Raw genomic sequence first — 24,965 nt, forward strand, 5'->3', positions numbered from 1 at the left:
TCCGGCATGCGTCCGCTCCCAACGCGCACCGGCAGAGGGCGAACACAGCGCCGCATAATAATTTGTTTACCGTGTTCCGCTTATCCTGCCCTCAACGACCGAGCATCGTCCTTGGGTAGTGCGTAGAAAGAGTGCATCGTGGCGTTTAGTCCTAGTTCAAAGAAAAATAGCGCTCCAAGAGCGCGTAGAGGTAATGTTCTGATGCGCCTGGCGGCTGCATCGGCTGTCATCCTTTTAACGGGCGGCGTGATTGTTACGATCGCGTCTTCGCCCATCATTTCAACGTCCATCTCCAAGCCGCGTCTTGGCTCTGCACATGGCGTGAGCCTGATGGTCAATCCGGCTTTCCAGACACAACGCGGCAAAAGCGTGAAAGTTCAGCGCCTGCTCGCCGCCAGAGACGGACAAGGCCGGACAAAACCACTGAGTGCGGAAGAAATTCGCCTGTCTTACCTGAAACCGCAGGTCCGTCAGGCCGGGGAAACGGCCCTTACGGACTGGCAGCGCAAGCTTGTAGGTCAACAGATCGCCGAGAATGAAGACGATGGCAGCCTGCTCGCCGGCCTTCCGCCCGAGCTCAAGCAACCTGCTGTGCCTGCCATCAAGACGGCACCTGTAGCACCATCGACTGCGCTTGCAGCCGTCAGCCCGAAAAAAACAGAGGCTCAGACCGGAGAAAATCCATTCAAGCTCGTGCTGCAGGGTGTCGAAGACTCCCGCACGCCGCCGGGACATATTCCGGTTCCGGCCAAAAGACCTGCCGGTATGGCCTTGGCATACGCCTCTTTCAGACATGATGATGTCAATGATATCTTCAGCAATGTGCCAGAACAAACCTCGAAGGTCGCTGTCTATGATATTGAAGGCGGCAAGGTTTACATGCCCGACGGGGAGGTAATGGAAGCGCATTCCGGCAAGGGCAAGTATCGTGACGATCCGAAATACACCCATGTGAAAATGGCGGGCGCTGTTCCGGCGGCGACCTACAAGCTGACACCACGTGAAGCACTTTTCCATGGCGTACCGGCTCTCAGAATGACCTCGGTCGATGGCACCAATCCGCTGGGCCGTACAGGCATTCTCGCGCATACTTATATGTTGCGTACTCCAGGCGACTCCCATGGATGCCTCGTCTTCAAGGACTACTACAAGTTCCTTAAGGCTTATCGGGATGGCCGCGTCGACTATATCGTCGCCGTTCCGAACCTGAAAAACGGAAAATCCGAGGAGCTGATCGCCAGCCGTTGATGACAGAAACGCGCTGTTAGAACCCAAAAAAGGCGGCTCGTAAGCCGCCTTTTTTAAATTCTCCGGAAAATGCAGCCGATCAGAAATCCCAATCGTCGTCTTCCGTCGCAACGGCCTTGCCAATGACATAGGACGAGCCGGAGCCGGAGAAAAAGTCGTGGTTCTCATCCGCATTCGGTGAAAGCGCCGACAGAATAGCCGGATTGACCTTGCAGGCCTCAGCCGGGAACAAGGCTTCATAGCCAAGGTTCATCAGCGCCTTATTGGCATTATAGTGCAGGAAAGCTTTGACGTCCTCTGTCAGTCCGACTGAGTCATAGAGCGATTCAGTATATTTGGACTCAATCTCGTAAAGCTCGAACAACAGGCCAAAGGCAAAGTCCTTGATCGACTGGCGCTCTTCCTCGCTGACCTTCTTCAGGCCCTCCTGAAACTTATAGCCGATATAATAGCCATGCACGGCCTCATCGCGGATGATCAGGCGGATCAGGTCAGCGGTGTTGGTCAGCTTGGCGCGGCTCGACCAATACATCGGCAGATAGAAGCCCGAATAGAACAGGAAGCTTTCGAGGAAGACGCTCGCCACCTTCTTTCGAAGCGGATCGGTGGCGCGGTATTCCTGGAGCACGAGTTGGGACTTTTCCTGCAGGAAGGCATTTTCTTCCGACCATCGATAGGCATCGTCGACCTCGGCCATGGAACACAGCGTCGAGAAGATCGAGGAATAGGAGCGTGCGTGCACGGCTTCCATGAAGGAGATGTTGGACAGCACCGCCTCTTCATGCGGGGTGACGGCATCGGGCATCAGCGTGATGGCGCCGACTGTGTTCTGGATCGTGTCGAGCAGCGTCAGCCCGGTGAAGACGCGGATGGTGAGCTGCTGCTCGTTCTCTTTCAGCGTCGACCAGGAGGGAATATCGTTCGACAGCGGCACTTTCTCCGGCAGCCAGAAATTGCCTGTCAGGCGGTTCCAGACTTCGAGATCCTTCTCGTCTTCGATTCGGTTCCAGTTGACGGCGCGCGGCACGGCGATGGCGGGCTTCTTTGTCTGCATGTTCATGGTTTTTCCCCCGCGCATTACAGGCTGCACGAAACACAGCCTTCGACCTCGGTGCCCGAAAGCGCCATCTGCCGAAGACGAATGTAGTAAATGGTCTTGATGCCCTTCTTCCAGGCGTAAATCTGCGCCTTGTTGACATCGCGCGTGGTGGCGGTGTCGCGGAAGAACAGCGTCAGCGACAGGCCCTGGTCGACATGCTGGGTCGCCGCCGCATAGGTGTCGATGATCTTCTCCGGCCCGATCTCGTAGGCGTCCTGGTAATATTCCAGATTGTCGTTCGACATGAACGGCGCCGGATAATAGACGCGGCCGATCTTGCCCTCTTTACGGATCTCGATCTTGGAGACGATCGGATGGATCGAGGCGGTGGCATTGTTGATGTAGGAGATCGAGCCCGTCGGCGGCACGGCCTGAAGATTGCGGTTATAGAGACCGCCCTTCATCACCGCGTCCTTCAGTTCCAGCCAGTCTTCCTGCGTCGGCAGGTCGATGCCGGCCTTTTCGAACAATTCGCGCACGCGCTCGGTCGCAGGCACCCATTCCTTCTCGGTGTATTTGTCGAAATATTCGCCGCTGGCATATTTCGACTTCTCGAAGTCCGCGAAGGAAACGCCGCGTTCGACGGCGATCCGGTTCGAGGCCTTCAGCGCGTGATAGGTCACGGCGTAGAAATACATATTGGTGAAGTCGACGCCTTCCTCCGAGCCGTAGAAGATCCGCTCGCGGGCGAGATAGCCGTGCAGGTTCATCTGGCCGAGGCCGATGGCGTGGCTCTCGTCATTGCCCTTCTCGACCGACGGCACAGATGAAATATGGCTCATGTCGGAGACGGCAGTCAGGGCGCGGATCGCGGTATCAACGGTGCGGCCAAAATCCTTCGAATCCATCGCCATGGCGATATTCATCGAGCCGAGATTGCACGAAATGTCCTTGCCCATATGCTTATAGGACAGGTCATCGTTAAATTCGCTGGCTTCCGAGACCTGCAGAATCTCAGAACAGAGATTGCTCATCGAGATGCGACCGGCGACCGGATTAGCGCGGTTTGCTGTATCTTCAAACAGAATATAGGGATAGCCGCTTTCAAACTGCAGCTCTGCCAGTGTCTGGAAGAAAGCACGCGCATTGATCTTTTTCTTTCGGATATCCGAATTATCGACCATCTCGCGGTAGTGCTTGGAAATCTCGATTTCCGTCATCGCCTTGCCGTATACGCGTTCGACATCATAGGGCGAGAACAGGTACATATCCTCATTATTGCGAGCGAGTTCAAACGTGATATCCGGGATCACAACGCCGAGCGACAGCGTTTTGATGCGGATTTTCTCGTCGGCATTTTCGCGCTTGGTATCAAGGAAACGCAGGATATCGGGATGATGCGCATTCAGATAAACCGCACCGGCGCCCTGACGCGCACCAAGCTGATTGGCGTATGAGAAACTATCTTCCAGAAGCTTCATCACCGGGATAACGCCGGATGACTGGTTCTCGATCTTTTTGATCGGCGCACCGGATTCGCGGATATTGGTCAGCGACAGGGCGACGCCGCCGCCACGTTTGGAAAGCTGAAGCGCCGAATTGATCGAGCGGCCGATGGATTCCATGTTGTCTTCAACGCGCAGCAGAAAACAGGACACCAGCTCGCCGCGGCTTTTCTTGCCTGCATTGAGAAAGGTTGGCGTTGCGGGCTGGAAACGGCCTGCGATGATTTCGTCGACAAGCGCAGTCGCCAGTTGCTCATCGCCCTTGGCCAGCGCCAGCGCAACCATACACACACGGTCTTCGTAGCGCTCAAGATAGCGCTTACCGTCGAACGTTTTCAGCGTGTAGGCGGTGTAATATTTGAACGCGCCCAGGAATGTCTGAAAGCGGAATTTCTTGTCGAAGGCGTGATCCCAGAGATCGCGAACGAAATTGAAGGCATACTGATCGAGCACTTCCTGCTCGTAATAGCCCTCGTCGACGAGGTAATCGAGCTTTTCGCGCAGATTGTGAAAGAATACGGTATTCTGGTTCACATGCTGCAGGAAATACTGACGCGCCGCCAGCCGGTCGGCTTCAAACTGGATGTTGCCGTTTTCGTCATACAGATTAAGCATGGCGTTGAGCGCATGATAATCAAGCGTCGTCGCCTTGGTTTTGGCGGCGCCTTTTTCTTCAACCGTGTCGTCCCCGGTACGTGCGGTCATCGTCAATTCTGCCGTTTCCAAAACTCTTCCAGCCCTTGTGTGACGTTGTTAACATCCTCTTGCGTCCCGAGAAGCTCGAAACGATAGAGATATGGTACCTTGCATTTGGCGGATATAATGTCGCCGGCGATACCGTATGTTTCACCAAAATTCGAATTCCCGGAAGCAATGACGCCCCGAATGAGCGCCCGGTTTTCCGGATTATTAAGGAAGTGGATGACCGGCTTCGGCACAGCACCGCGCCCGTCGCCGCCCGCATAGGTCGGAACAACAAGCACATAAGGCTCATGCACCTCTTTCGTATTGCCCTGCGGCCCCAGCCTTCTGGCCGGAAGACCGGTCTTGGTTACGAAACGGTGAGTGTTGCCCGTAGCGCTGGAATAATAGACGAGCATGCCCGTTATCCGTCTGCCTTCCTTCAGGTCGCCCTGATCGTCTTGATCAGGCGAGGGTTCCGATCATGTCGGGACGGAAACCGGACCAGTGCTGCTCACCGGCAACAACCACCGGAACCTGACGGTAACCAAGGCCGACAACATGATCATACGCTTCACTGTCAGCGGAAACGTCCACGATCTCATAATCGAGCCCCTTCCGCTCAAGCGCACGCGTCGTTGCATTGCACTGAACGCAGGCTGGCTTTGAGTAGACAGTGATCTTCATTTCTTCCTCGCTTCAATCATATATTTTCACAAGCGTTTCCCGGTTCAACCGGTCACGCTCATATTCCGCATGTCTCTGACGCTCAGGTTCAATGCGCAGAGGTTATTTCAGGCTCACCGCCGGCCTCATTGGACCGGCCTATGGCACGCCAGAACCGGGCGCGGCCCGGTTGTAGCAGTGGAACAAACACCCCACTGCAAATTCTTGTCCGGGTTCATCCGGCAACGACCTTTCAGATCACCAGCAGGCAGCCTTGCCACCGGCCAGACGGACCTCAGACAAAACACCACCATATGAACTCAGAAACTTGCGCTGTGACCACGTGTTTTCGCGAATCGCCCAAACCGGCCCTACAACACAATATATGCTACTCTAAACATGAAAAGCGTCAATATATAGTTTACGTTTGACACTTTTTTCGAACACGCACCGGATACCGGAGCGACGCAACGAAACTGACGGATTATGTGAAACGCAAAACCATTTACAGAACGCGGACACCCGGGAAACCCGACGGTGACATGAGGTGAGTCAGCAGGCCCTTAAAATGGGTTCGAACACCCCCTCACTTCCACCAACCTCTGGTAGAAAGCGCAATTCAACCGTGCTGTTCACCCACTATCCACAGGGCTGGATCGAGACTGACCTCACAATATCAGTAGCTTAAAGCGACAATCGCCATAGCCATTTTTTCTTTGCACCTTTTCAGGATCGATTCGGATGCTAAAGTGCCCCGAACCTGACACAGAAATATGAAGGTCGGAATGCGCCTGAAGATCGCCGTCAGGGCGACACTGGCAGGCACCAGATGACCACGGGATAAACAATGAATTCTGATACCGCGCCGCTCATATTCGATGGGCACAACGACTTCCTGCTTCACCTCGCGCGCGGAAAGATCACAGTTGAAGATGCTGTTTACGGCACTAAGAGCGGCCAGATCGACTTTTTGCGCGCCCGCAAAGGCGGCTTTGGCGGCGGCTTCTTCGCACTTTGGGTGCCTTCGACCACAAAAGGCCAGGCCAACGGCGATGAAGCCATGACCAATGCGCGTTACGACGTGCCGCTTCCCGGTCTGGTTTCATGGGAAGACGCAATGAAAGTCGTGGTCGATGAAATCGCAGCCCTCAGGGCCCTGGAACGAACAGGAAAACTGAAGATCTGCACCACAGCAGACGACCTTGAGACGACATTTCACTCGGAAAAGACGGCGGCGGTCATGCATCTTGAGGGAGCGGAAGCCATCGATCCGGATTTCAGCACGCTTGAAGTGCTGTACGCAGCAGGTCTCAGATCGCTGGGTCCGGTCTGGAGCCGCCCGACGATCTTCGGCCATGGTGTGCCATTTCGCTTTCCCTCAACCGGCGACACCGGACCGGGCCTGACAGAGGCTGGCAAAGAGCTTGTGCGCCAATGCAACCGACTCAAAATCATGCTGGACGTATCGCACCTTAACGAGAAGGGTTTCAACGATCTCGCCGCGCTCACGGATGCGCCAATCGTTGCCACCCACTCAAACGCCCATGTCATTTCGCCCCATGCACGCAACCTCACAGACAGACAGCTGGCGATGATTGCGGAGAGCGACGGCATGGTCGGCCTCAACTTTGCCACCGCCTTTCTGCGCCCAGACGGCCGCATGTCACCGGATATGCCAATCGAAATCATGTTGCGCCACCTCGACCACCTGATGGAAAAGGTCGGGGAAGACCGGGTCGGCTTCGGTTCGGACTTTGACGGCGCGATTGTTCCTCAGGCGATCGGAGACGTTGCCGGATTGCCCGTTCTGCGCCGTGAAATGCGCACGCATGGCTATGATGAAGCACTGCTGACAAAGCTTTGTCACCAAAACTGGTTCCGTGTGCTGCGCAAAACCTGGAATCCATGAGACCGGCGGGATCCCCGCCCGCTGCAAAGTGGCAGACGGGGACAATAAAGCAGGTTTAAGCCGAGGCAACTTTTGAAAGTGCTGCCAGCGCCTCAACACAGGCTGCTGCGGCCTCACGGCCTTTGTTGTGCCGGTCCTCAGCAGATCGGATGAAGGCCTGTTCCGCCGTATAGGTCGTCAGGATACCGAATGAGACAGGTATTCCGGTTTCAAGCGAAACCTGCATCAGTCCATGCGCGGTTGCTTCCGAGATATACTCAAAATGAGCCGTATCGCCTTTGATCACCGCACCAATACAGACAACCCCGGCAAACTTGCCGGTTTCTGCCAGCTTCTTTGCAACGACAGGCGTTTCAAAAGCGCCCGGCACATCAAAGATATCTGCATCCGCGACGGGATGACCACGCTCGGCCAGCTCAGCCTTTGCACCGTTCAAAAGACCGCTCGTGACCTTCTCGTTAAAACGCGAGATGACGATGGCAATACGATGAGACATCGTTTTTTTCCTTTCAGGCTGACGCATCGACCCAAAAACCGAATACGATTTTCGAAAGCACGATGCTTGGGTTCCAAAAATGTGAGCACCGCTTCTCAAGTCCAGATGGGTGCATGACGTTTCAATCAGATCGAAAGCAGATGACCGAACTTCTCGCGCTTGGTTGCGAGATAGCGTTCATTATAGGGGTTGGACGCGATCATCAGCGGCACACGCTCCTCAACGGCAAGTCCACAACGAATAAGCGCCTCAGGCTTATCGGGATTGTTCGAGAGAAGCCGTAACCGGCGAACACCAAGACTTTTGAGAATATGCGCGGCGGCGTAATACTCGCGTGCATCGGCTGGAAGGCCAAGCGCCAGATTGGCAGCATGAGTATCGAGCCCCTGTTGCTGCAAGCCGTAGGCGCGGATCTTGTTGGCAAGGCCGATGCCGCGACCTTCATGCCCTTTCATATAGATCAGAATGCCGCCCTGCTCTGCAATCAATGCCATGCTGGCATCAAGCTGCTGCCCGCAATCGCATTTCAGCGAGCCAAACACGTCACCGGTCAGACATTCGGAATGAACACGCACAAGCGGAGCCTCCGACAGCGGCCCTTTGACGAGCGCGAGATGCTCAACACCATCTACCAGGCTTTTGAACACCCGGACATCAAAAGCTGAATCGCTGAAACCAGTTGGCAGACTGGCACGCGCGGCTTCCTCCACCAGGTTTTCCGTTTGCATGCGATATTCGGCCAGTTCTGCAATGGTGAGGCAGGGCAAATCATGCTGCCGGGCGAAGGCCTCGAGATCAGGTCTGCGGGCCATTTCGCCATCATCGCGCATAATCTCGCAGATCACAGCCGCAGGGTTAAGCCCGGCGATCCGCACGAGATCGACGGAGCCTTCCGTATGTCCGTTTCGCACCAGAACGCCACCATCGCTGGCACGCAAGGGAAACATGTGCCCGGGCGAAACGATATCGTCCGGCTTTGCAGCCGGATTGGCAGCAGCAGCGATTGTGCGGGCACGATCAGCTGCGGAAATTCCGGTCGAAATACCCTCTCGCGCTTCGATAGAAACTGTAAAAGCCGTCGCATGGCGGGCACGGTTATCACTGACCATTGGTGGCAGCCCAAGCTGATCGACCTTTTGACCGGTCAGGCAAAGGCAGATCAGCCCGCGACCATGCATCGCCATGAAATTCACCGCCTGCGGTGTCGCAAAATCTGCAGCCACCACCAGATCGCCCTCGTTTTCACGCGCCTCGTCATCGATGAGCACGACCATGCGCCCGGCCCTGATCGCCGAAAGCGCCTTCCTGACGCGGGAAAGATTGTTATGCATCAATGTCATTCTTCATCTCCAAGCGGCCAGGCCGTATTCTTCAGCAGATCAAAGGCTTCATCGCGATAGCGGACGGCAACGGCATCGCCATCGTTGGCAGCAGCTGATTTTGTGATCACAACATGCGCATCCCAGAGCCCGGATTGAAGGATATGCTCTGTCAGCAAAGGACCGGCTTCGACCAGAACTTCCTGTGCACCGGCCGCTCCGATTTGACGCAGAGCATCGGAAAATGACTGCGCGACAAAAGGCTCGAAACCACGCGCACGGGCTTCAGACAGATAGGAGTCTGCCACCCGGCCACGGCGGTCCAGAATTGCAAGCGATCTTTTCTTCTCAGTGAAATCGGACACATGCCGAACTGTGAAGGACGGATTGTCAGCCAGCACAGTGCCGGAACCCGTCAGAATCGCATCGGCCCGGCGGCGAAGACGGTGTGCCAGCTTCAGCGATGCGGCTGACGTGAAGGTTTTTTCACCTGACGGTGGAATCATGCTTCCGCACTCATCAAGCGCCTGCTTCAGCGTGATCCAGGGAAGCCCGGTCGCTGCCTTCTTGGCGAAAGGCGCGATCAAACGCCTGCAGGCCAGCGCAGCCGCCCCGGCCGGTTCCCCGATCATGGCCTCAAGATATGTCACATCGAGACCGGCCTCACCAAGCCGCACGGCACCACCGCCAGCCACATGTGGGTTGGGATCAGCACAGCCAATAACAAGAAATTCCGCAGGCGTCGTCAGAATGGCCTCGGTACAGGGCGGCGTTCTGCCATGATGATTGCACGGTTCGAGCGTAACAACCACGGTGTGGATCCGGCTTGTCAGTCCGCGCTGGCGTGCAAGTGCGATGGCCGCGGCTTCAGCATGGGCGTGCCCTGCACGTTCATGCGCCGCCATTGCCAGAATATTGCCGGCAGAATCCAGAAGCGCACAACCCACAGGCGGGTTGGGGCTGGTTGCCCCGGCGAAGCGGCCAGCTTCACCAAGCACCTGCTCAAATGCAGACACAATCGCTTCGTCGGACAGTCTTTTGCCGGATATGGAAAGGGGTTTTACAATGCCCATTTGCGCCTCATCCAAAGATCAAAAGACGTCAAACAGGGCAAAATGCAGGTCAGATTGCGCACTGCCCCCATATCCTCAAAGAGGTCGGGCGCAGGACACACCGGTCCTGTCATTTCTGTTCTCTTCCATCCGGACTTTAACCGTCGGCTCCGGAATTACACCGGATCTGCTTGACCCTTTTTCATCACTTTGAAAAAGGCGCTCGCGGGCTGATGCCATCAGGCAATTACCGCCGGTGGGGAATTTCACCCCGCCCTGAGAACGTCACCAGCTGAAAGATCTCAACCGACGGGATAAAAATAGAACCAGAAACTGAAAAAACGCAAGCAATGTTTTTCACGCCGACCGGCAGAACCGGTTAACACACTGTCAAAAAAGAGACTTTCTGCCCCACAAAGCGGCTTCAGTCAGCGATCCAGTGCCGCGATAATACCACGCAACTCTGCCAGACCTTTAAGCCGTCCGATCGCCGGATAGCCTGGCTGCGCCTGACGGGACTGATCGTCAAGAATATCAAGACCATGGTCCGAACGAAATGGAATGCTGAAGTCAGCCCGGCCAATAGGCCCAGTCCCGCCAGTCCGGTTTTAAAGCATGGTTTCCGGCCTGGCTGCCCAACGTCTATTTTCATTGCTAAATTGCGGAATATGCGCCAGCCCCTTCACCAATCCGGCATCCGCCCCCAAAGTTTCCAGCCAGTCTCGCGCTTCAGTCAGGATCACACCGATACCAACGACTTCCCCGCCTGCCTTACGCACCAGATCAACAGAGCCTTTAAGACTGGATCCGGAGGCAACGACATCATCGACAACAACCACACGGCGGCCTTTCAGCAAGGGAACGGCGCGGTCATCCAGAAGCAGCCTCTGCTCGCCTTTCGAGGTGATTGAGGTAATCTTCTGCTCCAGCGCGTCCCCCAGATGCACCTTCGGCGACTTCTGCAGGATCACATAGCGGTCCAGCCCGAGAGCGCGCGTCACTTCGATGGCGACCGGAATGCCAAGCGTCGCCGCGCCGACCACAATATCAGGCTGCAACGGCGCCAGTTTCTCTTTCAGTTTTTCACCGCAATGGGCACCGAAACGAACGCCAAGATCAATCACCATCATCAATGAGATCGCAAGATCAGGGCGAATGGCGACCAGCGGAAGCTCAACCGGATAGCCGGCAACATCGACTTTGTGTGTCTGACTGGTAACGACGGGCTGAAAGGAATCGGACATGAACACTTCCCTGATAAGATGACAGAGGTGTTTTAGAACATCGGCCGAGAAAAGTGGACGCCGGTTTTCGCCAACCCGTTTCGCAGAGCAAAAAAGCCGGCCCATCGTGTGTCAGAGATCAACCACCCGATGTTTGCTCCAAACCGGATCAGAGCTCACGAAGAGGGACATGGAAAAGCTGTTTTCCGCCCGCCGTCATAAACAACAGCAAAACCACCGCGCAACAGCAGGCCGCTGAGATCGCGCTCATCCTCCAGTTCAACGTCAGCCACGACGCGCCCGAAATACTTATCGCCGGAGATGTGCCTGAGTCTGACCGTCTGGCCCGGCTGTAACAGAGAAATCACATAATTCTTCGCAGCACTCGCCGCCTGTTTTTCGGCATCGCAAGCCCCGCGCAGCTCCGGCGTATCGACACCGCGAACACGCACGGACGCCTCCACAATCTGCCCCGGCCATGGTCGTGCCTCGACCGCAATCGTATCACCATCAATCACACGAATGACGTCCGCGCGAACAGGTCCATCATAGACATCCGCACCGGTCGCGACGGCTGGCACCATCGCGAAAAACAGCAGAATCGAAAAAGGGCACAAGAGCTTCAAAACCATAAAAGGAATTTATTCCTTAAATACAGCAGAAGCAATAGGAATAATCGCCTAACTCAAGGTTGTGCCATCACCGTTCAGAAATCGATGGCCCGCCCTTTGATCTCCCAGTCGCCGTATCGTGCCGGATCAAGCCCACCCCGGCCGCCAAGCTCTTTCGCCTCAGCCTTTTTCTGCCGCTGCGCACGGCGTTCCTCAGCTTCGGCCAGTGCGCGCTGCGCTGCAGGCGGCAGACGTCTGCGGCGCTCTTCCTCGGCCTCGACTTGCAACGTGTTTTCAGGCGTCGCTGTCAGTGCGGCCAGATCAAGCGCAGATACCGCCTCAACCGTCGTCTGCTCAGCATCCGTGCCTGACTGGCCTGTGTTCTCTGCTTGTTTTTTTTCGTCCTGCATTTCAAAAACCTTTTACTGCCGGTCGGCAATATTGATTTAAAGCCATTCTTTTCCCACTTATAACGGGAATTGAAGAGCGGCAGAAGAGAAAACCGCGCCGTGATCAACAGACCGGTTTCGGAGACAGACAGATGAATCTTGTTCGCACAGCCATGCTTCTTGCGGCCATGACCGCACTGTTTATGGCCATTGGCTATATGATCGGTGGCCAGTCTGGCATGGTGATCGCACTGATCATCGCGGCCGGTATGAACGTGTTTTCCTACTGGAATTCTGACAAGATGGTGCTGCGTATGTATGGCGCACATGAAGTCGACGCATCTTCGGCGCCTGAATATTATAACATGGTGCGCAAGCTCTCAGAGCGTGCGGGCCTACCCATGCCCAAGGTCTACCTTTACGACAGCCCGCAGCCCAACGCCTTTGCCACCGGGCGAAACCCGCAAAATGCGGCCGTTGCGGCTTCGACCGGCATCTTGAAAATGCTGTCTTACGAAGAGCTTGCGGGGGTCATGGCGCATGAGCTTTCGCATGTTCAGCACCGCGATACACTGACGATGACAATCACCGCCACGCTGGCCGGTGCCATTTCGATGCTCGGTCACTTTGCCTTTTTCTTCGGCGGCAACCGCGACAACAACAATCCCTTCGGCTTTGTCGGCGTTCTGGTTGCGATGATCGTTGCGCCCATGGCGGCGGCAATGGTGCAGATGGCGATCAGCCGAACGCGCGAATACTCTGCGGACAAACGCGGGGGTGAAATCTGCGGCAATCCGCTGTGGCTGGCTTCAGCCCTGAACAAGATTGCCCGCGGCAACGAGACCATTCACAATGAGCGGGCTGAACGCAATCCGGCAACCGCACACATGTTCATCATCAACCCGCTGGCCGGAAAGAACATGGACAATCTGTTCTCAACCCATCCGAACACTGAAAATCGCATCGCGGCATTGCAGGATCAGGCCCGGCAGATGGGTGTCACCTCGACGGCGGCGCCACAGCCTGCTAAAGCGACCCGCAGATCGCAGTCGGTTCCTGAGACCGGCCGCACAAACGGCGGTGATACGCCCTTCAAAGGTCCCTGGTCTTGAGTGATGGCATGAAACGGGCGGGAAGCCAGCCGAACCGCCCGGCACACGCGGATATACCCGCAAACAGAAAACCCGGTTTCGCGACACGCGCTGCAGCAACGAAAATCCTCGGCGCAGTTGTTGATCGCGCCACACCGCTGGATGGTATGATTGACAGCGAGAATGGCAATGGCGCTTATCGCTCGCTCTCAAAAGGAGATCAGGCGCTTTGCCGGGCGCTGATCCTGACCGCTCTGCGCCACAAACCACAGATTGATGTGGCCATTTCAGGTCTTTTGGACCGGCCACTTCCCGCAGGCGCACGCGCCTTGTCTCATGTGCTGACAATCGCCGCAGCGCAGATCCTCTACCTTGATGTTCCCGATCATTCAGCCGTCGACATCGCTGTTGAACAGGCCAATGCCGATCCGCGCAACAAACGCTTCGCCGGGCTGGTAAACGCTGTTTTGCGCCGTTTAGGCCGCGGCAAGGATAAGAATCTTGCACGTATTGCAGATGTCGCTTCCATGCCGGACTGGTTCTTTAATCGCCTTGAAAACATTTATGGCCCGGAAAAGGCGATGGCCATCAGCAATGCGCAACTGACACCGCCAAGCATTGATCTTTCTGTCAAAGCCGATCCGGAAGGCTGGGCCGCAAAACTGGGTGGGACATTTCTGCCGACAGGCTCTGTTCGCCTTGATGCCCCCTCTGGTGCTATTCCCGAGATGGAAGGTTTCGACACGGGCGAATGGTGGGTTCAGGATGCCGCAGCCGCGATTCCGGCGAAGCTTTTTGGCGACCTTTCCGGCCAGCGCGTCATCGATCTTTGCGCGGCTCCGGGCGGCAAAACCGCACAACTGATCTGCCAGGGCGGTGAAGTGACAGCGCTTGAACGCTCCAAAAGCCGTTTGAAGCGGTTGGAACAGAACCTCATGCGCCTTCAACTACCAGTACAGGCCGTGGCTGCCGACATGATGGAGTTTCAGCCAGAAGACGGGCTTTACGATGCCGCACTTCTGGATGCACCCTGCTCCTCCACAGGCACGACACGCCGCCACCCGGATGTGTTATGGACCAAGACGATCGACGACATCGAGAAACTCGCAGAAGTGCAGTATCAGATGCTTCGGCGCGCAATCGATTTCGTACGGCCCGGTGGTATTGTCATCTTCTCCAACTGCTCTCTCGATCCAAAAGAGGGAGAAGAGGTCGTCGAACGCCTGATCAATGATGGTGCCCCGGCGGAACGCACCGCCTTTCCTGCGGGGCAACTTGCCTCACTCACGCATCTTTTTGATACCTCAGGCGCATTGCGCACGACCCCTGCCGATACCTTCGGCGACGGCGCGACCGGGCTGGATGGTTTTTACGCAGCAGCCCTCAAGCGTCTTTAAAGCGCCGTGCTTCTCGATAATCGATTCAGCTAATGGCGCTGAATTATATCTCCTTCCGGTGAAATGTAATATTGGAAGCAAATCTGTTTGGCGTTAAGCATCTGTTCAGTCTGACAGATTAGGCATCAATTAAAGATCACGCGGTCAAGGCGTGCGATAATAAAGATAATGGGTGCAAGTTTTGGGTTTTCGTATCGCGGATATCTGGCGATATGGTTGTCTGCTCGGGCGGGAAACCGTCGCGCGTGTGAGATGCCATATGATCTCGCCGGGATTGCCGGATATCTTTTCAGCCGGCCGTGAAACCGCGCGTTTGCTCGTGGCTCCAACGGATCTGCGGGCAACCGACCCTATGGAAGGTGAAGACCTTCTGTCTGACCGCTTCTGCTTTCAGGGTGAAACGCTGGAGACAAATGGCAAACCACCCTTCTCATGCGCGATGCCGGACGATGCCTTCCTGCGTGAGATGGCTCGTTTCAGCTGGCTCAGACATTTCAGGACGCAAGACAGTAGCGCCGCGAACGAAAAGGCACGCGCTTCTGTTCTAAGTTTTCTGCGCCGTCATCGCCGGATTTCAGGGCCTTGCTGGCAAACCGACGTTGCATCGCAGAGACTGCTGGCATGGCTGTCCCATTCCACCGTTGTGCTGAAAGGCGCAGACACACAGTTTTACCGCCGTTTTGCCGAAGCTATTCTGCGCCATGAACGCATTCTCAGGCAACGTTACAAAACCATGCCCGATGACGAAAACCGGCTCATTGCGGCCATCGCGCTTTGCATGGTCTCCATCTGTATGGATATGCCTGAGAAGCGGCGCCGGCAGGCCTCCAGACGTCTGGACGCAGCCCTCGACAGACAGGTACTTCCAGACGGCGGTCACATTACCCGAAACCCGCAAACACTGCTGAATGTTCTCTTCTCTCTGCTCCCCCTGCGCCAGACATATATTAATCTCGACCTGACGCTTCCCAAACGTCTGGTGCCGGCCATAGACCGGATTTATCCGGCGTTGCGCTTCTTTCGCCACGCCGACGGCAATCTTGCACTTTTTAACGGGAACGGCGCTACACTGGCGACAGATCTGTCTGCCATCATGCGTTATGATGAGACTGGGGGAACTGCATTCAAGGCACTGCCGCATAACGGCTATCACCGTCTTCAAGGCAACGGCACAGTGCTGATCACAGATGCCGGCAAGCCGTTCAGCCCGCACCTCTCGAAAACCGCTCATGCCGGAGCCTTGTCCTTTGAGATGTCTTCTGGACGCAGCCGCTTCATCGTCAATGCAGGTGTTCCTAACAGCAGCGATGCCGAGATGCTTCGCATGGCGCGATCGACGGCTGCACATTCGGCTGTCACACTGGGCGAAACATCTTCTGTGCGTTTTTCGCACAGTGCGTTCCTTGGCCCGGTTGCCATTGGCGGCATCCGCAACACTGGCGCAGAACGCTCCACCGGTGACGACGGAACAGATACGGTTGATCTTTGGCACGACGGATATCTGGGCACATTCGGCGTCTACTGCCTGCGGCGGATTTCACTTTCACCTGATGGACAGGTGATTGCAGGCTCAGATCGTTTCGACCGAAAAAACGGTGAAGCGCCCAGCCCCGAAAACAGAACAGCTGCCATCGTGCGTTTCCACCTGCACCCTTCTGTCTGGGCGTTACGCGAAAATGAACACAGTATTTTCCTCACGGCCCCTGATAATGAGAGCTGGCTTTTCTCTGCGCCGGGCCTTCAGGTGGAGATCGAGGAGGATCTGTTTTTCGCCAGCAATGCCGGCCTGACCCGCTCGCAACAAATCACGGTCAGCTCTGTCATCGGCGATCAGTCACAAATCGACTGGCGTTTTGAGCGGCAAAGTTGACTGCACTCGCAGGTTTATAAATGCTCCCAGCCGTGCTAACGCCTGTCGCGTGGACGCGCATAGCGCGCCGAACTGTTTTTACCGCCGCGCCGTTGGCTGCCTTTTCAAACCCGGCAGCCGCGCCTTTGCTGAAGGACACACAAGATGGCTGTCGCCTCGAAGAAAATCCCCGCGCCCGATCTCGTCAATATCAGAACTGCTCTGCTTTCCGTTTCGGACAAGCAGGGTATTGTCGAATTCGCAACAGCGCTCGCTGCGCGTGGCATAAAACTTCTTTCAACCGGCGGCACCCATAAGGCTCTTGCGGCGGCAGGACTTGAGGTCACCGATGTTTCCTCTGTCACCGGGTTTCCGGAAATCATGGACGGGCGCGTCAAGACGCTGCACCCGAATGTGCATGGCGGTCTTCTGGCGATCAGGGACGATGAAGATCATCAGGCAGCGATGAGCCAACACGGCATCGAATCCATCGACCTCGCCGTGATCAACCTTTACCCGTTCGAAAAGGTCCGCGCCGCTGGCGGCGACTACCCGACCACGGTTGAGAATATCGATATTGGCGGGCCGGCGATGATCCGCGCCGCAGCCAAGAACCATGCCTATGTTACCGTGCTGACAGACCCGGCTGATTATGATGAGGTCACGCAGGCGCTGGAAGCGGGCAATGGCGCCATCCATTATACCTTGCGCCAGCAACTCGCCGCCCGCGCCTATGCCCGCACCGCCGCTTACGATGCGGCGATTTCAAACTGGTTTGCGGAAGCGCTTGCCATTGAAACCCCGCGTCATCGCACACTGGGCGGAACGTTGCGCCAGGAGATGCGCTATGGCGAAAACCCACATCAGTCTGCTGCATTCTATGTGACCGGCGACAAACGTCCCGGTGTTGCAAACGCGGTTCAGCATCAGGGCAAGCAGCTTTCCTATAACAATATCAATGATACAGATGCGGCCTTCGAGCTTGTTGCGGAATTTTCGCCAAGCGTCTCACCCGCCTGCGCCATCATCAAGCACGCCAACCCCTGCGGTGTGGCCCGTGCCGAAACACTGACAGAGGCTTATCGCCGCGCGCTGGCGTGTGATTCTCAGTCGGCCTTTGGCGGCATTGTCGCGCTCAACCAGATGCTTGACGGCGAGACCGCCAGCGAAATCGTGAAGCTTTTCACGGAAGTGATTATCGCGCCGGACGCCGATGAAGAAGCCAAAGCAATTATTGCCGCGAAAAAGAACCTGCGCCTTTTGACCACCGGCGGCCTGCCGGATCCGCGGGCGCGCGGCTTCAACTACCGCACGGTTGCAGGCGGTTTTCTGGTGCAGGGGCGCGATACGGCGATGATCGATGAAATCGAAATGAAGGTCGTTACCGAACGCGCGCCGACTGAAACCGAGATTGAAGACCTGAAAATGGCCTTTGCCATTGCCAAGCATGTGAAATCGAACGCGATTGTTTACGTTAAAGACGGCCAGACCGCAGGCATTGGAGCAGGCCAGATGAGCCGTATCGATTCCGCCCGGATTGCAGCCATCAAAGCTGAAGAAGCCGCCAGGGCCGCAGACTGGCCGGAACCGAAAACAAAGGGCTCTGCAGTTGCATCCGAGGCGTTCTTCCCGTTCGCCGACGGCCTGCTTTCTGCAGTCGCAGCCGGTGCAACGGCCGTCATCCAGCCAGGTGGCTCGATCCGCGATCAGGAAGTCATTGACGCCGCAAACGAAAATGGCGTCGCCATGATCTTTACCGGAACCCGCACCTTCCGCCACTAGTGGAATGAATTTGACATTTGGGCCCCACCTGCCGCCAGTGATAACTTCAAATGTCAAATTCGAAAATTACACTAGAAACATAGACTTAGCTAGTGGTTCTTTTGATTCCGGCATTTGGACAAGCGCGTGTGGAAAAGGGAACCAGATGCCGGAATCTGACCACTAGAGCGGTTCCGCCTTTCATGGAAACGCGCAACCGCTCCATCTCTTTGTTTTGACGCATTTTCGCGGACGTCAGACGTTTCCATCTGACTGCGAAATGCTCTAGATGTGAGCTTTCAGGTGGTTGTCCATTCGGATGCACGGTGCTGCAGATGATTTTTCGGTCAGGTCTGTTCAGGCGCTTTGAGCCCTCTGAGAAACAGGAAAAGGCCGGACACCAGAAAGATAAGCAGGCTCGCCATACCCATATTTGGCGAGCCGGTCCAGCTGACCACAAGCGCGAAGGCCCCCGTGGCAAGGAAGCTGGTCATCCGCCCTGTCAGGGCATAAAGACCAAAGAACCGGCCGCTTTCATCACTTTGAACATGTTTTGCCAAAAAGGCACGTGATGCAGCCTGGGCCGGGCCAAAGGCCAGACCAATGATCACGCCATAGAACATAGACGCCTTTTCGGCGCCATCGGCAAACAAGCCTGCCTTGCCCGAAGCCATCGGCACCAATCCGAAGAGGATTGCATCAGGCCCGGTTGAAACCATCAGGACCATTGCGAGTATCAGCATCACAAGTGCGCAAGCGATAAGAACTCCGGGTCCAACCAGATGCGAGACCCGTGCAACAGCAAAACAGCCGATAATCGCTGCGATGTTCAGAACAATCCCGAAAAGGCCGATTTCCATCGTCGACCAGCCGAAGGTTGCGGCTGCAAAGGCACCTCCGAGAACCAAAAGCCCGTTCAGGCCATCCATGTATAACATACGGGCCACGAGAAAACGCAGCAGAAGAGGCCTGTCTTTCAGCACCAGTAATGTCTGTTTCAGGTCTGACAGACCGCCACGGGCAGCCTGACCCACCGCCTTGGTTCGCGGCGTATCCGGCGTGAAAAAGAATAACGGCAGAAGGAACACCAGATACCAGATGGCCGAAAGCGGCCCGCTCAGGCGCGCAGCCTCCCCCTCGGCAGGGTCCAGCCCGAAAAGCGGGGTATGGCCAAGAACCGTCAATCCTGTGGCGGGATTTGCGGCCATCAGAAGAATGAAGGGAATGAGCACGATCATGCCACCGAGATAGCCCAGCCCCCATGCATCATTTGAGATTCGGCTGAGCGCCTCGGCTTTTACAAGACGCGGGAGCATTGCATCGTTGAAGACGACCGATATCTCCGCGGCAAAAGTGGCGAGAATGATGAAAAAAGCGGGCCAGAAGTAACCTGATCCCGGCACCGCGAACCAGAGCATGGACAGGCTGAAAACCTGAATGACAGCGAGCGTGCCGATAAAGCGCTTATTGCCACCGGCCGCATCGGCGAGACCACCAGCCAGAGGTGCAAAAATGGCAATGACAATACCGGCAAGGGTTGCCGCATGGGCCCAGGCCACCTGCCCGGAAACCGGATCGCTCCCCAGCTGCGACACAAAATACGGCCCGAAAACAAACGTTGTGATGACCGTAAAAAAGGGCTGGGCCGCCCAGTCAAACAACATCCAGCCGAAAACGCCGCGCTTATCAGCTATACGACCGGATGAAATGCCCGAACCGTCTTCACGCGCTTCAACAGCCACGCCCACCCCCATGATGATAAACCATGGGGCAAAGACATGGCCGTTTTACAGGTAAAAGTCCAGCGCCTGCATGAAACCGGCTTAAAGCCCGGCTTCACGCGCCAGATCGTTCAGCAACCCGGCGGCAACCGTGATCTTGGCGATGGACGGATCACCGGTTTTCGACAGGCGCGACAGCTGATCGGATATCTGCGCCATACGCACCGGATGTTCTTCCCGCCAGGCCTCAACAGGATCGTCGCGATCAGCATATCGCATCAACGTGCTGGCTGCCAGATCACGACGGCTGGCCGAAATCTGATCCATGGATCTGGCGAGCGCCAGTGAATCATAGAAATCGGAAGGCTCGATCCGTGCTGCGACGCTTAAGATCGGTGACACATGAAACAGATTGGTGACGCGGAAATAAACGTCAGCTGCCCGCTCAAGGCTTTGGCCACTGCGCTCAGCGATATGCAGGGCTTCCGGAACAAACATCATGGCCACGTGTCTGGCGAGACTGCCCGCGAGGTCGTCGGGAACCCCTGCTTCGCGCCAGCTCTTTTCGCTTTCCGCCAGCCACTCGGCACGCGCTGCCGGAAGCATGGCATCAATGCTCTCCTCAAAGCGCGTAAACGCCTGTCTGAGGCGCTCGACTGCACCAGCAATATCACGCTCTGCCGTGCCATTTTTGATCAGCAGATGGGTCAGAATGCTGAACAGATAACGCAGCCGCGCATAAATCGTATTCTGCACGCTTCCATCGATCACACCATCCAGAGCATGAACCTGTTGCCAGAGCAGGTCCATGCCAAACCCGTCACGTGCGATGACCGCAGCCCTGACGACCTCTGCAGGGCTTGCCGCCGTCATATCGCAGGCATTTGTGATGAATTCCGGGCCGCCACGATTGATGACGTCGTTTGCAAGTGCCGTTGCGATGATCTCTCGCCGCAACCGATGCTCTGCGATATCCTCGGAAAAGGCCTCTCGCATGCGCTGAGGGAAATAGTCGTAAAGCAGAGGTTCCATATAAGGATCATCGGGAAGATCGCTGGCCAGCAGCTGATCGAACAGGACGATCTTGCCATACGAAAGCAGGACGCCGGTTTCAGCACGGGTGAGTACCTGGCCAGCCTGACGGCGCGTTTTGAGAGCCTCATCATCTGGCAGAGTTTCGACCTTGCGATCAAGATGCCCCTGATTTTCAAGCACTTCCATCATGCGGGACAGAAGAAGAAGATTGTTCAACCCCTCCTCGACACTGAGCGAGATAGACAGCGTCTGCAGATAGTTATTCTCCAGAACGATTGCTGAGACATCTTCAGTCATATCCGCCAGCAACCGGTCGCGGTCCGCGCGTGTCAGCCGTCCCGCCCGCATGGCAGAGGCGAGAGCGATCTTGATGTTAACCTCGACGTCCGAGCAGTTCACACCCGCAGAATTGTCGATGGCATCGGAGTTGCACCGTCCACCTTTCAGGCCGAATGCGATGCGCCCCTTCTGGGTCACTCCAAGATTGGCCCCCTCGCCAATCACCTTTGCTCGCAAAGCATTGGCATTGACGCGGATTGCGTCATTGGCGCGGTCACCAACCTCGGCATTGGTCTCGGTTGCCGCCTTGATATAGGTCCCGATCCCGCCGAACCACAGAAGATCGACCGGGCTTTTCAGGATGGCGGAAATAACGTCGAGCGGCGAATATTCTCCCTCTTCAATATCAATCGCAGCTGCGGCTTCCGGTGTCAGCCGAACAGACTTTTCCTTGCGCGAGATGATCATGCCGCCTTCGGAAAGGCAGGTGCGATCATAGTCCTGCCAGCTTGTGCGCGGAAGGTCGAAAAGACGTGAGCGCTCGGCAAAGCCTGTTGCCGGATCCGGATTGGGATCAATGAAGATGTCCCGATGGTCAAAGGCAGCGACAAGCCGGATTTTCTCCGAAAGCAGCATACCATTGCCAAAAACATCGCCCGACATATCGCCAACACCGGCGACCGTGAACGGCGTTTTCTGGATATCTGTGTTCATCTCCCGGAAGTGCCGCTTCACCGCCTCCCACGCGCCTCGCGCCGTGATACCCATTTTCTTGTGATCATACCCTGCTGAACCACCCGAAGCGAAGGCATCATCCAGCCAGAATTCAGCTTCCTGCGCCAAAGCGTTGGCGGTGTCGGAAAAGGTTGCGGTTCCTTTATCGGCGGCGACGACGAAATAGGGATCATCATCATCGAGTCGAACTGTATCCTGCGGCGGGATAACCACGCCGTCTTCAATGTTATCGGCCATGGTCAAAAGCGTGCGAATATAGCTCTTGTAGGCTTCGCGCCCGGCCTCGAACACCTCTTCGCGGCTTCCATTGAGCGGCAGCTTTTTCGGATAAAACCCGCCCTTGGCGCCAACCGGTACAATCACGGCATTCTTCACCTGCTGCGCCTTCACGAGCCCCAGAACTTCCGTGCGATAGTCCTGCCCGCGATCCGACCAGCGTAAACCGCCACGCGCAACCTTGCCGAAACGTAAGTGAACACCCTCGACATCCGGACCATAGAGGAAAATCTCGCGGAACGGTCGCGGCTCCGGCAGCACCTTCAGCGCGCGCGAGTCAAACTTGAAAGCAAGATTGGCGCGCGGCGCACCATTTTCGTCACGCTGGAAATAATTGGTCCTGAGCGTTGCATCGATCAGTTTGATAAACAACCTTAGAATCCGGTCATCATCAAGGCTTGGCACCTGCTCCAGCCCTTCCGAAATCGTGCCCCGCGCGCTTTCGATACGATCCTCGCGAAGATCGCCTGAAAGCTCCGGAGCAAACGTGTTTTCAAACAGGTGAAACAGGGCCCGCGTAATCACCGGATAGGTGCAGAGCGGCTGTGCGATATAATCTTCAGTGTAATTGATACCCACCTGACGCAGATAATGAGCATAGGCGCGCAAGACATTTGCCTGACGGGCATCAAGCCCTGCCAGCAGGACAAGACGATTGAAGCGATCATTGTCAACGGCACCGGTGAACGCTGCAGCAAAGGCATTCTCCAGTCGTGCGCTGTCTGTCTCCGGATCAAAGGTCACCCCCTGTTCCGGCATCAGCTCCATGTCATGCAGCACGACTTCGGTTTCGCCCTCACCACGGCGCGAAACAGTCAGGTCAAAGGTTCGCTCCGAGACAACGACAAAGCCGAGATTTTCCAGCAATGGCACGCGGCGCGACAGCGCCAGATGACCACCTGCATGAAAAATCTTCAGCCGGAGATGCGTTTCTTCCTCAGTATCATCCGACTGATAAAAGGCAATGCCGATGCCTGTATCCGCAGCCGTTTCGATCAGACCGAGATCTGAAAATGCCGCTTCCGGCGAAAAGGCCTCATGATAGGCCTCATTGGCCAGAAGCCGCGGCGCCCCCGGCCCCGCAAGTGCGTCAAAATGCTCGGTCCAGTCTGCAGCAAGCTCGATCACCCGTCGCTCAAGCTCTGCCTGCGGCACATCCGGCGTCTTTTCCAGACTATCCCGCCCGATGATAAAATGGACTCTGGCAGAACGGCCTTCCGGGAAAGATGGATAATAGGCCGAAACCCGCCCTTCATAGGCCGTCGCAAGATAGTCGCCAATTTTCTCACGCAGCCGCGAATCGTAGACGGTGCGTGGCACATAAACGAGCACGGAGACGAACCTGTCGAACCCGTCAATCCGGCTCAACACCCGAATACGCGGGCGCTCGGCAATCGCCATGATCTGATTACAGAAATCCGCAAGCAACGGCACAGGCGCCTGAAACAATTCGTCACGGGGATAGGATTCCAGAATGTTCTGGAGCATCCGCCCCGCATGGCTTTTTCGCTCAAAGCCGGAAAGCCGGGCAACTTCAGCCACCTTGGCCCGGAGAAGCGGAATACGGGCGGCAGACTGCGTATAGGCCGTATAGGTAAACAGGCCCACTATGCGCAGCTCACCGACAACCTCGCCATTCTCACCAAACCGCTTGACCCCGATGTAATCCATATAGGCGCGACGGTGAACCGTCGATGTCGTATTGGCCTTGGTGACCAGCAGAAACTCCGGACCTTCGAGAAAAGCCAGAATCTCCGGCGTCGATACCACGGGATTGGCCCCTCGCCGGAGCACACGCATGCCCGGATCGGACAAAATTCCGATATTGGAGCCTGGGACATGCTCAACATGACCGCCCGCGTCATCGCGGGCATAAACGAGATCACGCATGCCAAGGAATGTGAAATTGCCATCCCGCAGCCACTCCAGAAACCGCACGGCTTCATCGCGCGCATCATCGTGAGCGGATGGAGCAAGTCCCTTAAGCTCGCTGACAGCCGTGTCGAGCTTTGCAAGCATTGGCGACCATTGCGACACAGCAAGTTTGACATGACCGAGAACATACTCCAGCCGCGCCTTCAAATGCTTCTTCTGCTCTTTGGAAAAAGCGGCAGCATGCACCTGAATATGGCTGAGACGGTGTTCGCCTGCATGTGGCGTATCCGGTGAAAGCGCCAGAATCGGCTCTCCCGGCTCAGCAATCAGGATCGGGTGCACAGCCAGAATGAAATCATGCGCATGCTCGGCAATCTCTGCCATCACAGAATCGTAGATAAACGGCATGTTATGATCGGTAACCGCGATCACATCCGTCGCCAGACCGCCCGGTGCGACACCTTCGACCGGCTCGATTGTGACTCGCGCCTCGCCGCTGTTGAAGGCAGCAACCTCTTCTGCGGCATACACGGCAGCGGCAGCGAGCATTGACGGGTCATACCGGTCAAGGTCTTCCGGGCTGGCATGCTCATACATCACAAGCGGACTGACGAACGCCTTCCCCGCCCTTTCAGCGACGCCTTGTGCCTCTTCCAGCAGCGCTTTGCGCTTGTGCCCGTTTTCGTTCTGCATATCGCCTCCCGCGAAAAATCGAGTTTTTGCCGTTTCGTGCATCGGGTTTATGTTTAAGCTGTAACTGACGTTTGACAACATCCGGTTGACAGCGCCCTCCAAAAGGGGATTTAGA

The 24,965-nt window shown here is 56.2% G+C and carries 18 protein-coding genes, 1 pseudogene and 1 riboswitch; of the genes and pseudogenes, 6 read left to right on the top strand and 13 right to left on the bottom strand.

Features of this window, described 5'->3' with window-relative positions; genetic code table 11:
* Positions 1-201 precede the first annotated feature (201 nt).
* The gene (locus EDC90_RS06545; protein ID WP_132309726.1) at positions 202-1,248 is read left to right on the top strand and encodes a DUF2778 domain-containing protein; all 1,047 of its coding nucleotides are present in this window, start codon (positions 202-204) and stop codon (positions 1,246-1,248) included.
* Positions 1,249-1,327: 79 nt separating this feature from the next.
* Here the strand turns inward: EDC90_RS06545 and nrdF are convergent, their stop codons facing one another.
* The 4 genes from nrdF to nrdH are packed head-to-tail and all read right to left on the bottom strand — an operon-like array spanning position 1,328 to position 5,160.
* A complete protein-coding gene (nrdF, locus tag EDC90_RS06550; protein ID WP_132309728.1) occupies positions 1,328-2,308 on the bottom strand; it encodes a class 1b ribonucleoside-diphosphate reductase subunit beta in 981 nt (326 codons plus the stop codon).
* A 17-nt stretch (positions 2,309-2,325) separates the two neighbouring features.
* Positions 2,326-4,497, bottom strand: coding sequence for a class 1b ribonucleoside-diphosphate reductase subunit alpha (gene nrdE / locus EDC90_RS06555; RefSeq protein ID WP_132309730.1), 2,172 nt, complete (start codon positions 4,495-4,497; stop codon positions 2,326-2,328).
* Between the two features lie 2 nt (positions 4,498-4,499).
* The gene (gene nrdI, locus EDC90_RS06560) at positions 4,500-4,892 is read right to left on the bottom strand and encodes a class Ib ribonucleoside-diphosphate reductase assembly flavoprotein NrdI (protein WP_132309732.1); all 393 of its coding nucleotides are present in this window, start codon (positions 4,890-4,892) and stop codon (positions 4,500-4,502) included.
* Between the two features lie 46 nt (positions 4,893-4,938).
* Positions 4,939-5,160 (bottom strand): glutaredoxin-like protein NrdH, encoded by a 222-nt coding sequence (gene nrdH, locus EDC90_RS06565; RefSeq protein ID WP_132309734.1) that lies wholly within the window; start codon positions 5,158-5,160, stop codon positions 4,939-4,941.
* An 826-nt stretch (positions 5,161-5,986) separates the two neighbouring features.
* On the opposite strand from nrdH, the gene EDC90_RS06570 reads away from it, so the two are divergent.
* On the top strand, positions 5,987-7,048 hold the full coding sequence (locus EDC90_RS06570) for a dipeptidase (RefSeq protein WP_132309736.1): 1,062 nt from the start codon (positions 5,987-5,989) through the stop codon (positions 7,046-7,048).
* Positions 7,049-7,103: 55 nt separating this feature from the next.
* Here the strand turns inward: EDC90_RS06570 and ribH are convergent, their stop codons facing one another.
* The 7 genes and pseudogenes from ribH to EDC90_RS06605 all read right to left on the bottom strand — a co-directional run bounded on the left by ribH (position 7,104) and on the right by EDC90_RS06605 (position 12,069).
* Positions 7,104-7,544 carry a 6,7-dimethyl-8-ribityllumazine synthase gene (gene ribH / locus EDC90_RS06575; protein ID WP_132309738.1) on the bottom strand — a complete coding sequence of 147 codons (441 nt, stop codon included), beginning with the start codon at positions 7,542-7,544 and terminating at the stop codon, positions 7,104-7,106.
* Between the two features lie 125 nt (positions 7,545-7,669).
* The gene (ribB, locus tag EDC90_RS06580; RefSeq protein ID WP_132309740.1) at positions 7,670-8,884 is read right to left on the bottom strand and encodes a 3,4-dihydroxy-2-butanone-4-phosphate synthase; all 1,215 of its coding nucleotides are present in this window, start codon (positions 8,882-8,884) and stop codon (positions 7,670-7,672) included.
* Positions 8,881-9,936 (bottom strand): bifunctional diaminohydroxyphosphoribosylaminopyrimidine deaminase/5-amino-6-(5-phosphoribosylamino)uracil reductase RibD, encoded by a 1,056-nt coding sequence (gene ribD / locus EDC90_RS06585; RefSeq protein ID WP_132309742.1) that lies wholly within the window; start codon positions 9,934-9,936, stop codon positions 8,881-8,883. The genes ribB and ribD overlap by 4 nt, the downstream gene beginning before the upstream one ends.
* Before the next feature lie 113 nt (positions 9,937-10,049).
* Positions 10,050-10,203: riboswitch (FMN riboswitch) on the bottom strand.
* Positions 10,204-10,343: 140 nt separating this feature from the next.
* Positions 10,344-10,496: pseudogene (locus EDC90_RS06590) on the bottom strand (mannonate dehydratase); the annotation flags it as partial.
* Positions 10,497-10,523: 27 nt separating this feature from the next.
* On the bottom strand, positions 10,524-11,159 hold the full coding sequence (locus EDC90_RS06595) for a phosphoribosyltransferase family protein (protein WP_132309744.1): 636 nt from the start codon (positions 11,157-11,159) through the stop codon (positions 10,524-10,526).
* Positions 11,160-11,314: 155 nt separating this feature from the next.
* A complete protein-coding gene (locus EDC90_RS06600) occupies positions 11,315-11,770 on the bottom strand; it encodes a thermonuclease family protein (protein ID WP_132309746.1) in 456 nt (151 codons plus the stop codon).
* A gap of 74 nt (positions 11,771-11,844) precedes the next feature.
* Positions 11,845-12,069, bottom strand: a complete 225-nt coding sequence (locus EDC90_RS06605; protein ID WP_432419993.1) for a DUF1674 domain-containing protein — start codon at positions 12,067-12,069, stop codon at positions 11,845-11,847.
* 221 nt (positions 12,070-12,290) lie between these two features.
* On the opposite strand from EDC90_RS06605, the gene htpX reads away from it, so the two are divergent.
* The 4 genes from htpX (at position 12,291) to purH (ending at position 18,257) form a co-directional block, all read left to right on the top strand.
* The gene (htpX, locus tag EDC90_RS06610; protein WP_132309750.1) at positions 12,291-13,250 is read left to right on the top strand and encodes a zinc metalloprotease HtpX; all 960 of its coding nucleotides are present in this window, start codon (positions 12,291-12,293) and stop codon (positions 13,248-13,250) included.
* Between the two features lie 8 nt (positions 13,251-13,258).
* Complete coding sequence (locus EDC90_RS06615) at positions 13,259-14,626, top strand: RsmB/NOP family class I SAM-dependent RNA methyltransferase (protein ID WP_132309752.1); 1,368 nt, start codon at positions 13,259-13,261, stop codon at positions 14,624-14,626.
* 259 nt (positions 14,627-14,885) lie between these two features.
* Entirely contained in the window at positions 14,886-16,496 is a 1,611-nt protein-coding gene (locus EDC90_RS06620) for a heparinase II/III family protein (RefSeq protein WP_207903866.1), read from the top strand.
* 144 nt (positions 16,497-16,640) lie between these two features.
* Positions 16,641-18,257: a bifunctional phosphoribosylaminoimidazolecarboxamide formyltransferase/IMP cyclohydrolase gene (purH, locus tag EDC90_RS06625; RefSeq protein ID WP_132309756.1), complete on the top strand. Its 1,617-nt coding sequence runs from the start codon at positions 16,641-16,643 to the stop codon at positions 18,255-18,257.
* 326 nt (positions 18,258-18,583) lie between these two features.
* Here purH and EDC90_RS06630 read toward each other — a convergent pair whose 3' ends face one another.
* Both EDC90_RS06630 and EDC90_RS06635 read right to left on the bottom strand, forming a co-directional pair.
* Positions 18,584-19,900 (bottom strand): MFS transporter, encoded by a 1,317-nt coding sequence (locus EDC90_RS06630; RefSeq protein WP_245510975.1) that lies wholly within the window; start codon positions 19,898-19,900, stop codon positions 18,584-18,586.
* A gap of 159 nt (positions 19,901-20,059) precedes the next feature.
* Positions 20,060-24,850 (bottom strand): NAD-glutamate dehydrogenase, encoded by a 4,791-nt coding sequence (locus EDC90_RS06635; protein ID WP_132309760.1) that lies wholly within the window; start codon positions 24,848-24,850, stop codon positions 20,060-20,062.
* Positions 24,851-24,965 lie beyond the last annotated feature (115 nt).

It is taken from the genome of Martelella mediterranea (assembly GCF_004342225.1).
Lineage (GTDB): Bacteria > Pseudomonadota > Alphaproteobacteria > Rhizobiales > Rhizobiaceae > Martelella > Martelella mediterranea_B.